Source organism: Escherichia sp. AM3, from assembly GCF_032029835.1.
Taxonomy (GTDB): Bacteria; Pseudomonadota; Gammaproteobacteria; order Enterobacterales; family Enterobacteriaceae; genus Escherichia; species Escherichia coli.
In genome coordinates, this window is sequence record NZ_JAVUPQ010000028.1 from 32750 (window position 1) to 46931 (window position 14182).

16 protein-coding genes and 1 pseudogene are annotated in these 14182 nt (G+C 51.5%); 11 read left to right on the forward strand and 6 right to left on the reverse strand.

Features of this window, described 5'->3' with window-relative positions:
• Positions 1-177 precede the first annotated feature (177 nt).
• Entirely contained in the window at positions 178-921 is a 744-nt protein-coding gene (locus RTW80_RS12435) for an SDR family oxidoreductase (RefSeq protein ID WP_000951948.1), read from the forward strand.
• Between the two features lie 56 nt (positions 922-977).
• Here the strand turns inward: RTW80_RS12435 and bglA are convergent, their stop codons facing one another.
• On the reverse strand, positions 978-2411 hold the full coding sequence (gene bglA, locus RTW80_RS12440) for a 6-phospho-beta-glucosidase BglA (RefSeq protein WP_001338826.1): 1434 nt from the start codon (positions 2409-2411) through the stop codon (positions 978-980).
• 44 nt (positions 2412-2455) lie between these two features.
• Here bglA and yqfB point away from each other — a divergent pair, with 44 nt between their 5' ends.
• Complete coding sequence (gene yqfB / locus RTW80_RS12445) at positions 2456-2767, forward strand: N(4)-acetylcytidine aminohydrolase (RefSeq protein WP_001182954.1); 312 nt, start codon at positions 2456-2458, stop codon at positions 2765-2767.
• Between the two features lie 163 nt (positions 2768-2930).
• Positions 2931-3590, forward strand: a complete 660-nt coding sequence (gene trhA / locus RTW80_RS12450) for a PAQR family membrane homeostasis protein TrhA (protein ID WP_000250274.1) — start codon at positions 2931-2933, stop codon at positions 3588-3590.
• A 195-nt stretch (positions 3591-3785) separates the two neighbouring features.
• Here the strand turns inward: trhA and ygfZ are convergent, their stop codons facing one another.
• Positions 3786-4766 carry a tRNA-modifying protein YgfZ gene (gene ygfZ / locus RTW80_RS12455; protein WP_000886062.1) on the reverse strand — a complete coding sequence of 327 codons (981 nt, stop codon included), beginning with the start codon at positions 4764-4766 and terminating at the stop codon, positions 3786-3788.
• A gap of 242 nt (positions 4767-5008) precedes the next feature.
• Between ygfZ and sdhE the strand changes: the two genes are divergently transcribed.
• Together sdhE and RTW80_RS12465 are read left to right on the forward strand one after the other, a co-directional pair.
• Positions 5009-5275 (forward strand): FAD assembly factor SdhE, encoded by a 267-nt coding sequence (sdhE, locus tag RTW80_RS12460; protein WP_000354046.1) that lies wholly within the window; start codon positions 5009-5011, stop codon positions 5273-5275.
• Entirely contained in the window at positions 5256-5663 is a 408-nt protein-coding gene (locus tag RTW80_RS12465; RefSeq protein ID WP_000244777.1) for a protein YgfX, read from the forward strand. The genes sdhE and RTW80_RS12465 overlap by 20 nt, the downstream gene beginning before the upstream one ends.
• 39 nt (positions 5664-5702) lie before the next feature.
• Here the strand turns inward: RTW80_RS12465 and fldB are convergent, their stop codons facing one another.
• Entirely contained in the window at positions 5703-6224 is a 522-nt protein-coding gene (gene fldB / locus RTW80_RS12470) for a flavodoxin FldB (RefSeq protein WP_001055874.1), read from the reverse strand.
• 111 nt (positions 6225-6335) lie between these two features.
• On the opposite strand from fldB, the gene xerD reads away from it, so the two are divergent.
• The 5 genes from xerD (at position 6336) to lysS (ending at position 12422) form a co-directional block, all read left to right on the forward strand.
• Complete coding sequence (gene xerD, locus RTW80_RS12475; protein ID WP_000806639.1) at positions 6336-7232, forward strand: site-specific tyrosine recombinase XerD; 897 nt, start codon at positions 6336-6338, stop codon at positions 7230-7232.
• A gap of 24 nt (positions 7233-7256) precedes the next feature.
• Complete coding sequence (dsbC, locus tag RTW80_RS12480) at positions 7257-7967, forward strand: bifunctional protein-disulfide isomerase/oxidoreductase DsbC (protein WP_000715216.1); 711 nt, start codon at positions 7257-7259, stop codon at positions 7965-7967.
• A 5-nt stretch (positions 7968-7972) separates the two neighbouring features.
• A complete protein-coding gene (recJ, locus tag RTW80_RS12485; protein ID WP_063119319.1) occupies positions 7973-9706 on the forward strand; it encodes a single-stranded-DNA-specific exonuclease RecJ in 1734 nt (577 codons plus the stop codon).
• 90 nt (positions 9707-9796) lie between these two features.
• A protein-coding gene (prfB, locus tag RTW80_RS12490; RefSeq protein WP_001701073.1) for a peptide chain release factor 2 occupies positions 9797-10895 on the forward strand; the annotation gives its coding sequence in 2 pieces (ribosomal slippage) (positions 9797-9871 and positions 9873-10895; 1098 coding nt in all).
• Positions 10896-10904: 9 nt separating this feature from the next.
• A complete protein-coding gene (lysS, locus tag RTW80_RS12495; RefSeq protein ID WP_048969467.1) occupies positions 10905-12422 on the forward strand; it encodes a lysine--tRNA ligase in 1518 nt (505 codons plus the stop codon).
• A gap of 42 nt (positions 12423-12464) precedes the next feature.
• On the opposite strand, the gene idi is transcribed toward lysS, so the two are convergent.
• On the reverse strand, positions 12465-13013 hold the full coding sequence (gene idi, locus RTW80_RS12500; RefSeq protein WP_001192794.1) for an isopentenyl-diphosphate Delta-isomerase: 549 nt from the start codon (positions 13011-13013) through the stop codon (positions 12465-12467).
• A 54-nt stretch (positions 13014-13067) separates the two neighbouring features.
• On the opposite strand from idi, the gene RTW80_RS12505 reads away from it, so the two are divergent.
• Entirely contained in the window at positions 13068-13139 is a 72-nt protein-coding gene (locus RTW80_RS12505; protein ID WP_120795390.1) for a protein YqfH, read from the forward strand.
• Here RTW80_RS12505 and yqfG read toward each other — a convergent pair.
• Together yqfG and uacT are read right to left on the reverse strand one after the other, a co-directional pair.
• Positions 13136-13261, reverse strand: a complete 126-nt coding sequence (gene yqfG, locus RTW80_RS12510) for a protein YqfG (protein ID WP_001050745.1) — start codon at positions 13259-13261, stop codon at positions 13136-13138. The two genes, RTW80_RS12505 and yqfG, sit on opposite strands and share 4 nt — an antisense overlap.
• A 1-nt stretch (position 13262) precedes the next feature.
• Positions 13263-14182 (reverse strand): annotated as a pseudogene (uacT, locus tag RTW80_RS12515) (urate/proton symporter UacT); the annotation flags it as partial.

Genomic DNA, 14182 nt, shown 5'->3' on the forward strand with positions numbered 1-14182 from the left:
CCTTTGGGGAGAGGGTTAGGGTGAGGGGAACAGGCCGGCACTGGCGCGAATATTTACCCTCACCCCGGCCCTCTCCCTGAAAGGGCGAGGGGAAAAGCGTGCCAACATTGAAGATTGAGCCAGTTTGTTAGCAATCTCAAAGATACGTCAACGAATTAATTTTTCTCGGAAAAACAAATGGCTATAGCACTTGTGACCGGTGGCAGTCGCGGCATCGGGCGGGCAACTGCATTACTGTTGGCGAAAGAAGAGTATACGGTGGCGGTTAATTATCAACAAAACCTCCATGCGGCGCAGGAAGTGGTGAACTTAATCACGCAAGCCGGTGGCAAGGCATTCGTGCTCCAGGCGGATATCAGCGACGAAAATCAGGTCATCGCAATGTTTACAGCAATCGATCAGCACGATGAACCGCTAGCAGCGCTGGTCAATAACGCCGGGATCTTGTTTACCCAGTGCACCGTTGAAAACCTTACCGCAGAGCGAATCAACCGAGTACTTTCCACCAACGTGACGGGATATTTTCTCTGCTGCCGCGAGGCGGTAAAACGCATGGCGCTTAAAAATGGTGGCAGTGGCGGCGCTATCGTCAATGTCTCTTCGGTGGCCTCACGGTTGGGTTCGCCAGGGGAATATGTTGATTACGCGGCATCGAAAGGGGCGATTGATACGTTAACCACCGGACTATCGCTGGAAGTCGCCGCGCAGGGGATCCGCGTTAACTGCGTGCGGCCAGGGTTTATTTATACCGAAATGCACGCCAGCGGCGGCGAGCCTGGACGCGTCGATCGCGTTAAGTCGAACATCCCCATGCAGCGTGGTGGACAGGCAGAAGAGGTCGCGCAGGCCATTGTCTGGCTACTAAGTGATAAAGCCTCTTACGTCACGGGAAGTTTTATCGATTTGGCGGGCGGGAAATAAAACAGGGAAGTTGTCTGACCGGATGCAACAAGTATTGCATCCGGTACTTCATCGACTTAAAGCTTCTCGCCGTTGCTGGCAATCACCTCTTTGTACCAGTTAAAGCTCTTCTTACGTGAACGCGACATATCGCCAGTACCGTCGTCATGTTTATTCACATAGATAAAGCCGTAGCGTTTGCTGTACTGCCCGGTAGTGAATGACACGCAGTCGATGCAGCCCCACGGTGTGTAGCCCATCAGATCCACACCATCGTAAGTCACTGCTTTTTTCATCTCTTCAATATGGGCGCGCAGGTAGTCAATGCGGTAGTCGTCGTTGATGCTGCCATCTTCTTCCACTTTGTCGTAAGCGCCAAAACCGTTTTCGACAATAAACAGCGGCCTCTGATAACGCTCATACAGTTCGCAAAGGGCATAGCGCAGACCTACTGGATCAATCTGCCAGCCCCAGTCAGACGCTTTAACATACGGGTTCGGTACGCTGCCTTCAAAACCAGAGATCGCATCGCCGGTGCCGCCTTCGGCCTTCACTGCGTTGGTCATGTAATAGCTGAAACCAAGATAATCGCAGGTGCCTTCACGCAGTACATCCAGATCGCCATCTTCCATTTTGATGTTAAATCCGCGACGCTCCCACTCGTTCAACACATAGGACGGGTAATAGCCGCGTAGCTGCACATCGGTAAAGACGTAGCGTTCGCGCATCGACTCCTGAGCGAACATCACATCGTCCGGGTTACAGGAGTAGGGATAGAGCGGCACCATCGCCAGCATACAGCCGACTTTCATCTCCGGGTTAATGCGACGCGCGGCTTTCACTGCCAGGGCGCTGGCGACAAACTGGTGATGCAGCACCTGGTACATCGTCTCTTCCGGGTTGTCATGCTCGGTATACACCACGCCGGAGCAGCAGTAACCAAACAGCGGCGCACGCCAGTTACGCTGGTTGTTTATTTCGTTGAAGGTCATCCAGTATTTGACTTTATGCTTGTAGCGTTCGAATACCACTTCCGCGAAACGGACAAAGAAATCAACGACTTTACGGTTGGTCCAGCTACCGTATTGCTGCACCAGATGCAGCGGCATTTCAAAGTGGGAGAGGGTTATCACCGGTTCGATGTTGTATTTCAGCAGTTCATCGAACATATCATCGTAGAACTTCAGCCCTTCTTCGTTTGGCTGAGCTTCATCACCTTTTGGAAAAATACGCGTCCAGGCGATGGAAGTCCGAAAACATTTGAAGCCCATTTCGGCAAATAGCTTGATGTCTTCCTTGTAGTGACCATAAAAATCAACGGCTTCATGGTTTGGATAGTATTTGCCTGGCAAGACTTCTTTGGTGATTTCGCGCGGCACGCCGTGTGCGCCACCGGTCAGAACGTCACAAATGCTCGGCCCTTTGCCGCCTTTGTTCCAGCCGCCTTCGACCTGATGAGCGGCAACTGCGCCGCCCCATAAGAAATCTTTCGGTAAGGTGAGTTTTTTCACTATCATAGGCTCCAGATGAGTCAATTCTTACAGGAAATAGTACCATGCAGCCAAACGACATCACTTTTTTTCAACGTTTCCAGGATGACATTCTGGCTGGGCGTAAAACCATCACCATCCGCGACGAGTCTGAATCGCACTTCAAAACGGGTGATGTGCTTCGTGTCGGGCGTTTTGAAGATGACGGTTATTTTTGCACGATTGAAGTCACCGCAACCTCAACCGTAACGCTGGATACGCTGACGGAAAAACATGCAGAGCAGGAAAATATGACCCTGACTGAACTGATAAAGGTCATTGCCGACATCTATCCCGGTCAGACACAGTTTTATGTGATTGAATTTAAATGTCTTTAAATTGAACTCACGCCTGTTAGTTGAAATTTCGCATTTAATTTCATGATTTTTAGGAGATTAGTCTCAAATCAGAATTTATTTTAGCTAACAGGTGTTCACTGGAACTATTCTCAGTTACGCTGGAGAGGTATACATGTGCGTGTACGTTTCTCCGGAGTAAGTTATGGTTCAGAAGCCCCTCATTAAGCAGGGATATTCGCTGGCAGAGGAAATTGCCAACAGCGTCAGTCACGGCATTGGGTTGGTGTTTGGTATCGTTGGGCTGGTGTTGCTACTGGTTCAGGCGGTGGATCTCAATGCCAGCGCCACAGCGATAACCAGTTACAGCCTCTATGGCGGCAGTATGATCCTGCTGTTCCTCGCTTCGACGCTCTATCACGCCATTCCTCATCAACGGGCAAAAATGTGGCTGAAGAAATTTGACCATTGCGCTATTTACCTGTTGATTGCCGGAACCTACACGCCGTTTTTGCTGGTGGGGCTGGATTCTCCGTTAGCGCGCGGGTTGATGATTGTTATCTGGAGCCTGGCATTGCTGGGTATTCTGTTTAAACTGACCATCGCGCACCGATTCAAAATTTTATCTCTGGTGACCTATCTGGCGATGGGCTGGCTGTCGCTGGTGGTAATTTATGAAATGGCAGTTAAGCTCGCGGCGGGCAGCGTTACCTTACTGGCGGTAGGCGGCGTGGTTTATTCGCTCGGGGTGATTTTCTACGTCTGCAAACGCATTCCATACAACCATGCCATCTGGCACGGCTTCGTGCTCGGCGGTAGTGTGTGCCACTTTCTGGCGATCTATTTGTATATTGGGCAGGCGTAATGGGTATGCCTTTGTAGGCCTGATAAGACGCGCCAGCGTCGCATCAGGCATCGGAGCACAACTGCCGGATTCGGCGTGAACGCCTTATCCGATCTACGGGCCTCGTCCCTGTTGTGATAAAGGCATCAAATCCCAGACATGATAAGACGCGCCAGCGTCGCATCAGGCGATAAATGCCTGATGCGATAAAGAGATTTACTCTTCGAGCGAATACGGCAGCGGCTCGATATGCAATGTATTCGCATCGTCGCGTACGCGGAAGATGCTATCCGGTTCCATATCGTTATTCATGACGACCTGTACCACGACCTGACCATCTTCCAGTTTTACCGCAGCCAGCACCGTACCGGTACGACGCCAGTTCTCGCCCATTTTCAGCTCTAAGTCTTCACCAGCTTCCGGCAGTCGGCTGGCGCTACCTGCCAGCAACCAGAGCGCACGTTTATTGGCACCACGGAATTTTGCTCGCGCCACCATCTCTTGTCCGGTATAACAGCCTTTCTTAAAGCTGATACCGCCCAGCGCCTGGAGATTGGTCGCCTGTGGGATAAACTGCCCGCTGTTGGCGGCATCAATCACCGGGAAACCCGCTTCAATGTTTAATGCCAGCCACTGTTGGCTATTGTTCAGTTCCGCTTCACCGCGCAGTTTATCGGTCAGCATATTAGCAGTAGCTTCATCGGTTACGATCAGGAAACGTTCTGCCGGGTGTTCAAACCATAGCAAAGTGGTCGCGCCTTCTTTGACTACCTGTTTTTCTTTCGAAGGCAGTTCGCTAAAGAGATTTGCCAGCGCGGCGCGCGCCTGAAAACCGGCAACACCAAGCAGCACACGCTCGTCGTCTGGCGCGATGGTCACTTTAGAGAATACCGCATATTTTTTCAGTTCAGTCAGCTGCGGTTCACGCACGCTGCGCCGTTCAATCCATGCAAAGCCATCGCCGTCGCGGAACAGACGTAAATTGCTCCACATTTTACCTTTGGCGTCGCAATGGGCGGCGAGCAGGTGCTGATCTTCTGCCATCTGGCTGACATCTGCTGTCACCTGACCCTGCATATATTTTTCGCTGTCCGCGCCAGTAATGGTGGCAAGCGCCCAGTCATCAAGCGTCATCAGCGTCAGCGGTAAACGGGCAGAAGCCGTAGGCTGACGGGGAGGAAAAGGTGTAAAAGCCATAATAGAGTCCTGAGTTGCTTAACGGCGTATTAATGACTAATGGTAAAAGAGCTATGAGGCAATGCAAGTGCTTTCACTACGCGATCTGTGCCTTCTGCGAGGCGACTTCCAAAAAAATGAAGCCATTGAATTGTTGTGAATTAATTTCGCGATCGCGATGGTGTTTACTGATATTCCCGTAAAAGAAGGCGAAAAACACGTTACAATAGCCGGGTACTGGATTTTCGTGAGACAGGAAGAAGATGGACATTAACAACAAAGCCCGCATTCATTGGGCATGCCGCCGTGGTATGCGCGAACTCGATATTTCAATCATGCCGTTTTTCGAACATGAGTACGACAGCTTAAGCGATGACGAAAAACGCATCTTTATTCGTCTGCTGGAATGTGACGATCCGGACCTGTTTAACTGGCTGATGAATCACGGTAAACCGGCCGATGCAGAACTGGAAATGATGGTCCGACTCATCCAGACACGGAACCGGGAACGTGGTCCTGTGGCAATCTGATTTGCGCGTCTCCTGGCGCGCACAGTGGCTTTCCTTGCTGATTCATGGGCTGGTTGCCGCTGTTATTTTACTCATGCCCTGGCCACTCAGTTACACCCCGTTATGGATGGTGTTACTTTCGCTGGTGGTGTTTGATTGCGTTCGCAGCCAGCGGCGTATTAATGCTCGCCAGGGGGAAATTCGCTTGTTGATGGACGGGCGTTTGCGTTGGCAAGGGCAGGAGTGGAGCATCGTCAAAGCACCGTGGATGATTAAGAGCGGCATGATGCTGCGTTTACGTTCTGATGGCGGTAAACGGCAACATTTATGGCTGGCAGCCGACAGCATGGACGAAGCTGAATGGCGGGATTTACGGCGGATTTTGTTGCAACAAGAGACGCAAAGATAAAGATGACGGCAAAGCATATGCGCTAAGCCGTCAGTGAGATCAAGCGTAATGCTCTGCCATTTCGTTGAGGATTTGCTCGCACCAGCTCTGAATACGCTCGTCGCTAAGGTCATACTGGTTAGTTTCATCCAGCGCCAGACCCACGAACAGTTGCCCGTCAGCAATCACCGGTTTCGGGCTGGTAAATTCATATCCTTCCGTTGGCCAGTAGCCGACGAACTTCACGCCTTTGGTCGAGAGTTTGTCATGCAGCATACCGAGCGCATCGAGGAACCACTCGCCGTATCCCAGTTGATCGCCAAGCCCATACAGCGCAACAATTTTACCTTCAAGGTTCAGGTCGTCGAGCTGATCCCAGACGGCTTCCCAGTCTTCCTGGATTTCACCAAAATCCCAGGTCGGGATACCCAGAATGAGCACATCGTACTGCTCCATTAATTTCGGGGAGTCGTCCTTGAGGTTATGTAAGGTCACCAGTTCTGGGCCGATAATATCGCGGATTTTTTCTGCCGCCATTTCGGTGTAACAGGTGCTGGAACCGTAAAAAAGACCCATATTCATAACGTAAGCTTCTCGATTCTGCTGTGGCTTTTGCAGCTAGTGTATCAGAATCGCTTTAGTCACGGCACAATAAGGCATAATGGATCAAATGAGTGACCATAAGGGGCGCAAGTGAAACAGGATCTGGCACGCATCGAGCAGTTTCTTGATGCTCTGTGGCTGGAAAAAAATCTGGCTGAAAATACGTTGAACGCTTACCGTCGCGATCTGTCAATGATGGTGGAGTGGTTGCATCACCGCGGGTTGACGCTGGCGACGGCGCAAAGTGACGATTTGCAGGCATTACTGGCAGAACGGCTGGAGGGCGGGTATAAAGCCACCAGCTCAGCGCGTTTGCTGAGTGCAGTGCGCCGATTGTTCCAGTATCTTTATCGCGAAAAGTTTCGTGAAGACGATCCCAGTGCGCATCTCGCTTCACCGAAATTGCCACAGCGTTTGCCAAAAGATTTAAGCGAAGCGCAGGTCGAACGTTTATTACAGGCACCATTAATTGATCAGCCACTGGAGCTACGCGATAAAGCCATGCTTGAAGTGTTGTATGCTACTGGGCTGCGTGTCTCTGAACTGGTCGGACTGACAATGAGTGATATCAGCCTGCGTCAGGGCGTAGTGCGGGTCATTGGTAAAGGCAACAAAGAGCGCCTGGTGCCGTTAGGTGAAGAGGCGGTTTACTGGCTGGAAACGTATCTCGAGCATGGGCGACCGTGGTTGTTGAACGGTGTCTCTATTGATGTGTTGTTCCCCAGCCAGCGTGCGCAGCAGATGACGCGACAGACCTTCTGGCACCGCATTAAACATTATGCCGTGCTGGCGGGTATCGACAGCGAAAAGCTGTCACCGCATGTGTTGCGTCACGCTTTTGCCACCCATTTATTAAATCATGGTGCGGATTTACGCGTGGTGCAGATGCTACTGGGCCACAGCGACCTCTCCACCACGCAAATTTATACGCATGTCGCTACCGAGCGTCTGCGGCAACTTCATCAACAGCATCACCCGCGGACGTGATGTCTGAAAAGAACGGGAAGATTTATGAAGAAAGGTTTTATGTTGTTTACTTTGTTAGCGGCGTTTTCAGGTTTTGCTCAGGCTGATGACGCGGCAATTCAACAAACGTTAGCCAAAATGGGCATCAAAAGCAGCGATATTCAGCCCGCGCCCGTAGCTGGCATGAAGACAGTTCTGACTAACAGCGGCGTGTTGTACATCACCGATGATGGTAAACATATCATTCAGGGGCCAATGTATGACGTTAGCGGCACGGCTCCGGTCAATGTCACCAATAAGATGCTGTTAAAGCAGTTGAATGCGCTTGAAAAAGAGATGATCGTTTATAAAGCGCCGCAGGAAAAACACGTCATCACCGTGTTTACTGATATTACCTGTGGTTACTGCCACAAACTGCATGAGCAAATGGCAGACTATAACGCGCTGGGGATCACCGTGCGTTATCTTGCTTTCCCGCGCCAGGGGCTGGACAGCGATGCAGAGAAAGAAATGAAAGCTATCTGGTGTGCGAAAGATAAAAACAAAGCGTTTGATGATGTGATGGCAGGTAAAAGCGTCGCACCAGCCAGCTGCGACGTGGATATTGCCGACCATTACGTACTTGGCGTCCAGCTTGGCGTTAGCGGTACTCCGGCAGTTGTGCTGAGCAATGGCACACTTGTTCCGGGTTACCAGCCGCCGAAAGAGATGAAAGAATTCCTCGACGAACACCAAAAAATGACCAGCGGTAAATAATTCGCGTGAAACAACAGATACAACTTCGTCGCCGTGAAGTCGATGAAACGGCAGACTTGCCCGCTGAATTGCCTCCCTTGCTGCGCCGTTTATACGCCAGCCGGGGCGTGCGCAGTGCGCAAGAACTGGAACGCAGTGTTAAAGGTATGTTGCCCTGGCAGCAACTGAGCGGCGTCGAAAAGGCCGTTGAGATCCTTTACAACGCTTTTCGCGAAGGAACGCGGATTATTGTGGTCGGCGATTTTGACGCCGACGGCGCGACCAGCACGGCTCTAAGCGTGCTGGCGATGCGCTCGCTTGGTTGCAGCAATATCGACTATCTGGTACCAAACCGTTTCGAAGACGGTTACGGCTTAAGCCCGGAAGTAGTCGATCAGGCCCATGCCCGTGGCGCGCAGTTAATTGTCACGGTGGATAACGGTATTTCCTCCCATGCGGGCGTTGAACACGCTCGCTCGTTGGGCATTCCGGTTATTGTTACCGATCACCATTTGCCGGGCGAAACATTACCCGCAGCGGAAGCGATCATTAACCCTAACTTGCGCGACTGTAATTTCCCGTCGAAATCACTGGCAGGCGTGGGTGTGGCGTTTTATCTGATGCTGGCGCTGCGCACCTTTTTGCGCGATCAGGGCTGGTTTGATGAGCGTGGCATCGCAATTCCTAACCTGGCAGAACTGCTGGATCTGGTCGCGCTGGGAACAGTGGCGGACGTCGTGCCGCTGGACGCTAATAATCGCATTCTGACCTGGCAGGGGATGAGTCGCATCCGTGCCGGAAAGTGCCGTCCAGGGATTAAAGCGCTGCTGGAAGTGGCAAACCGTGATGCACAAAAACTCGCCGCCAGCGATTTAGGTTTTGCGCTGGGGCCACGTCTCAATGCTGCCGGACGACTGGACGATATGTCCGTCGGTGTGGCGCTCTTGCTGTGCGACAACATCGGCGAAGCGCGCGTGCTGGCAAATGAACTCGATGCGCTAAACCAGACGCGAAAAGAGATCGAACAAGGAATGCAAGTTGAAGCCCTGACCCTGTGCGAGAAACTGGAGCGAAGTCGCGACACGCTACCCGGCGGGCTGGCAATGTATCACCCCGAATGGCATCAGGGCGTTGTCGGTATTCTGGCTTCGCGCATCAAAGAGCGTTTTCACCGTCCGGTTATCGCCTTTGCGCCAGCAGGTGATGGTACGCTGAAAGGTTCAGGTCGCTCCATTCAGGGGCTGCATATGCGTGATGCACTGGAGCGATTAGACACACTCTACCCTGGCATGATACTGAAGTTTGGCGGTCATGCGATGGCGGCGGGTTTGTCGCTGGAAGAGGATAAATTCGAACTCTTTCAACAACGGTTTGGCGAGCTGGTTACCGAGTGGCTGGACCCTTCGCTATTGCAAGGCGAAGTGGTGTCAGACGGCCCGTTAAGCCCGGCCGAAATGACCATGGAAGTGGCGCATCTGCTGCGCGATGCTGGCCCGTGGGGGCAGATGTTCCCGGAGCCGCTGTTTGATGGTCATTTCCGTCTGCTGCAACAGCGGCTGGTGGGCGAACGTCATTTGAAAGTCATGGTCGAACCGGTCGGCGGCGGTCCGCTGCTGGATGGTATTGCTTTTAATGTCGATACCGCCCTCTGGCCGGATAACGGCGTGCGCGAAGTGCAACTGGCTTACAAGCTCGATATCAACGAGTTTCGCGGCAACCGCAGCCTGCAAATTATCATCGACAATATCTGGCCAATTTAGCGTCATCTTCTCTATAAAAAAGAGCGTGGATTGGGTACAATCCCGCTCTTATCACCGCATTTTGACTAGCTCAATAAAAGAAATCAGACCATGTTTGAAATTAATCCGGTAAATAATCGCATTCAGGACCTCACGGAACGCTCCGACGTTCTTAGGGGGTATCTTTGACTACGACGCCAAGAAAGAGCGTCTGGAAGAAGTAAACGCCGAGCTGGAACAGCCGGATGTCTGGAACGAACCCGAACGCGCACAGGCGCTGGGTAAAGAGCGTTCCTCCCTCGAAGCCGTTGTCGACACCCTCGACCAAATGAAACAGGGGCTGGAAGATGTTTCTGGTCTGCTGGAACTGGCTGTAGAAGCTGACGACGAAGAAACCTTTAACGAAGCCGTTGCTGAACTCGACGCCCTGGAAGAAAAACTGGCGCAGCTTGAGTTCCGCCGTATGTTCTCTGGCGAATATGACAGCGCCGACTGCTACCTCGATATTCAGGCGGGGTCTGGCGGTACGGAAGCACAGGACTGGGCGAGCATGCTTGAGCGTATGTATTTGCGCTGGGCAGAATCGCGTGGTTTCAAAACTGAAATCATCGAAGAGTCGGAAGGTGAAGTGGCGGGTATTAAATCCGTGACGATCAAAATCTCCGGCGATTACGCTTACGGCTGGCTGCGTACAGAAACTGGCGTTCACCGCCTGGTGCGTAAGAGCCCGTTTGACTCCGGCGGTCGTCGCCACACGTCGTTCAGCTCCGCGTTTGTTTATCCGGAAGTTGATGATGATATTGATATCGAAATCAACCCGGCGGATTTGCGCATTGACGTTTATCGCGCGTCCGGCGCGGGCGGTCAGCACGTTAACCGTACCGAATCTGCGGTGCGTATTACCCACATCCCGACCGGGATCGTGACCCAGTGCCAGAACGACCGTTCCCAGCACAAGAACAAAGACCAGGCCATGAAGCAGATGAAAGCGAAGCTTTATGAACTGGAGATGCAGAAGAAAAATGCTGAGAAACAGGCGATGGAAGATAACAAATCTGACATCGGCTGGGGCAGCCAGATTCGTTCTTATGTCCTTGATGACTCCCGCATTAAAGATCTGCGCACCGGGGTAGAAACCCGCAACACGCAGGCCGTGCTGGACGGCAGCCTGGATCAATTTATCGAAGCAAGTTTGAAAGCAGGGTTATGAGGAACCAACATGTCTGAACAACACGCACAGGGCGCTGACGCGGTAGTCGATCTTAACAATGAACTGAAAACGCGTCGTGAGAAGCTGGCGAACCTGCGTGAGCAGGGAATTGCCTTCCCGAACGATTTCCGTCGCGATCATACCTCTGACCAATTGCACGCAGAATTCGACGGTAAAGAGAACGAAGAACTGGAAGCGCTGAACATCGAAGTCGCCGTTGCTGGCCGCATGATGACCCGCCGTATTATGGGTAAAGCCTCTTTTGTTACCCTGCAGGACGTTGGCGGTCGTATTCAGCTGTACGTTGCCCGTGACGATCTTCCGGAAGGCGTTTACAACGAGCAGTTCAAAAAATGGGATCTCGGCGACATCCTCGGCGCGAAAGGTAAACTGTTCAAAACCAAAACCGGCGAACTGTCTATCCACTGCACCGAGCTGCGTCTGCTGACCAAAGCACTGCGTCCGCTGCCGGACAAATTCCACGGCTTGCAGGATCAGGAAGCGCGCTATCGTCAGCGTTATCTGGATCTCATCTCTAACGATGAATCCCGCAACACCTTTAAAGTGCGTTCGCAGATCCTCTCTGGCATTCGCCAGTTCATGGTAAATCGCGGCTTTATGGAAGTTGAAACGCCGATGATGCAGGTGATCCCAGGCGGTGCGGCTGCGCGTCCGTTTATCACCCATCATAACGCGCTGGATCTTGACATGTACCTGCGTATCGCGCCGGAACTGTACCTCAAGCGTCTGGTGGTCGGTGGCTTCGAGCGTGTATTCGAAATCAACCGTAACTTCCGTAACGAAGGTATTTCCGTACGTCATAACCCAGAGTTCACCATGATGGAACTCTATATGGCTTACGCAGATTACAAAGATCTGATCGAGCTGACCGAATCGCTGTTCCGTACTCTGGCACAGGATATTCTCGGTAAGACGGAAGTGATCTACGGCGACGTGACGCTGGACTTCGGTAAACCGTTCGAAAAACTGACCATGCGTGAAGCGATCAAGAAATATCGCCCGGAAACCGACATGGCGGATCTGGACAACTTCGACTCTGCAAAAGCGATTGCTGAATCTATCGGCATCCACGTTGAGAAGAGCTGGGGTCTGGGCCGTATCGTTACCGAGATCTTCGAAGAAGTGGCAGAAGCACATCTGATTCAGCCGACCTTCATTACTGAATATCCGGCAGAAGTTTCTCCGCTGGCGCGTCGTAACGACGTTAACCCGGAAATCACAGACCGCTTTGAGTTCTTCATTGGTGGTCGTGAAATCGGTAACGGCTTTAGCGAGCTGAATGACGCGGAAGATCAGGCGCAGCGCTTCCTGGATCAGGTTGCCGCGAAAGATGCAGGTGACGACGAAGCGATGTTCTACGATGAAGATTACGTCACCGCACTGGAACATGGCTTACCGCCGACAGCAGGTCTGGGGATTGGTATCGACCGTATGGTAATGCTGTTCACCAACAGCCATACCATCCGCGACGTTATTCTGTTCCCGGCGATGCGTCCGGTGAAATAAGCATTACGTTATGCTCATAACCCCGGCAAATGTCGGGGTTTTTTAATTGTGCTGCGCGAAAGCAGACAACAATTTTCTTGCTTCACTATTGGCTGCCTGCATCACCATCCACGGACTGAACGCCCACGGCGTGGCATCAATACCGTGTAATACATCTGCTAAATCACACCATTGATAATCCATCACTTCATCATCATTGATCTGTAACGCACTGGTCGTGCGTGCGGCAAATACCGGACACACTTCATTTTCCACAATGCCACTCGGATCGGTAGCGCGGTAGCGAAAGTCAGGATAGATAGATTCAGGAGGCGTAATTTCCACGCCAAGCTCATAACGGCAACGGCGGATCACTGCGTCTTCGTTGCTTTCTCCCAGTTGTGGGTGCCCACAAACCGAGTTAGTCCACACGCCAGGCCATGCTTTTTTGCTCAGTGCGCGGCGGGTAACTAATAATTGTCCTTTGGCATTAAACAGCCAACTGGAGAACGCGAGATGTAAGAGGGTGTCTGCCGTGTGTGCGGCATACTTTTCCAGCGTACCCGTGGGAACTCCCTGTGCATTCAATAAAATGACGTGTTCCGTTTGCATAATTTCTCACATGTAATTCTGATCACTCATCATTATAGATAATTGAAGAGTGAAATGATTAACCAAGTGAGCGTTTATCGACAACCGCCCGTTTTGAGCGGATGCCGACAGGTAAAAACCATTTAAAAAAGTAGCATCATATATTTGAAGCGACTTTCAATGGCCATTGCAACACAGTCAGAAATGACAGGAATAGAGAGAGTAAAAAGCAACAACAGACTGAATATAGCGCGCATTAAAAGATTCATATTATTCTCCATGCTCATTTTTCTTCAGCTTGCGCATCAGAAGCCACATACGTACTGTCCTGACTTTTAAATCTTTATCAGAGACGGATTCCTTCACCAGGTCAGCATGATGCTGATAGCCATTAAAGAAGACGTTCAGCACAACGGCGCTAAGGGTTGCGAGCATAATGCCGCTATGTAGCAGCGGTTGCAGTACGGCCGGTAACTTAGAAAAGAAATCGTGAGAGAGCGTCGGAGTCATGCCAACGCCGAGACTGATCGCCACAATATAGAGGTTGTAACGGTTGGTGGTGTAGTTACAGCGCGACAGAATTCGAATCCCTGTCGCCAGTACCATGCCGAACATCACCAGCCCAGCGCCGCCCAGCACAAATTGCGGAATGGAGGCGACCAGCACCGCCATTTTTGGCACCATGCCAAACAGGATTAATATAATTCCCGAAGAAATACACACCCAGCGGCTATGAACACGCGTCACGCTAACCAGGCCAACGTTTTGTGAAAATGACGTGTGGGGGAAGCTGTTAAACGTTCCGCCTATCATTGTCCCTACGCCATCGACACGCAGCCCGCGAATAATATCGTGTGAAGAGAGTTTACGACCGACTATTTCACCCAGTGCCAGGAACATCCCCATCGACTCGATAAACACGATGATTAACACGGCAGTCATGGTCAGAATGGAAACGGGATCGAAAATCGGCATACCAAACGACATCGGGGTGACAATCGCAAACCACGAGGCATCATGTAGCCCGGATAAATTGACTTCATTCATCATCCACGAAAGTAAAAAGCCAAATACAATCCCCAGTAATACGGCGACGTTGGACATAAATCCTTTCGGGTGATGCTGCCAACTTACTGATTTAGTGTATGATGGTGTTTTTGAGGTGCTCCAGTGGCTTCTGTTTCTATCAG

What these genes read in the sequence shown, in the direction of transcription:
- RTW80_RS12435 (WP_000951948.1), top strand. Translation starts at nt 178, where the DNA reads ATGGCTATAGCACTTGTGACCGGTGGCAGTCGCGGCATCGGGCGGGCA.
- yqfB (WP_001182954.1), top strand. Translation starts at nt 2,456, where the DNA reads ATGCAGCCAAACGACATCACTTTTTTTCAACGTTTCCAGGATGACATT.
- dsbC (WP_000715216.1), top strand. Translation starts at nt 7,257, where the DNA reads ATGAAGAAAGGTTTTATGTTGTTTACTTTGTTAGCGGCGTTTTCAGGT.
- lysS (WP_048969467.1), top strand. Translation starts at nt 10,905, where the DNA reads ATGTCTGAACAACACGCACAGGGCGCTGACGCGGTAGTCGATCTTAAC.
- fldB (WP_001055874.1), bottom strand. Translation starts at nt 6,224, where the DNA reads ATGAATATGGGTCTTTTTTACGGTTCCAGCACCTGTTACACCGAAATG.
- sdhE (WP_000354046.1), top strand. Translation starts at nt 5,009, where the DNA reads ATGGACATTAACAACAAAGCCCGCATTCATTGGGCATGCCGCCGTGGT.
- idi (WP_001192794.1), bottom strand. Translation starts at nt 13,013, where the DNA reads ATGCAAACGGAACACGTCATTTTATTGAATGCACAGGGAGTTCCCACG.
- yqfG (WP_001050745.1), bottom strand. Translation starts at nt 13,261, where the DNA reads ATGAATCTTTTAATGCGCGCTATATTCAGTCTGTTGTTGCTTTTTACT.
- trhA (WP_000250274.1), top strand. Translation starts at nt 2,931, where the DNA reads ATGGTTCAGAAGCCCCTCATTAAGCAGGGATATTCGCTGGCAGAGGAA.
- ygfZ (WP_000886062.1), bottom strand. Translation starts at nt 4,766, where the DNA reads ATGGCTTTTACACCTTTTCCTCCCCGTCAGCCTACGGCTTCTGCCCGT.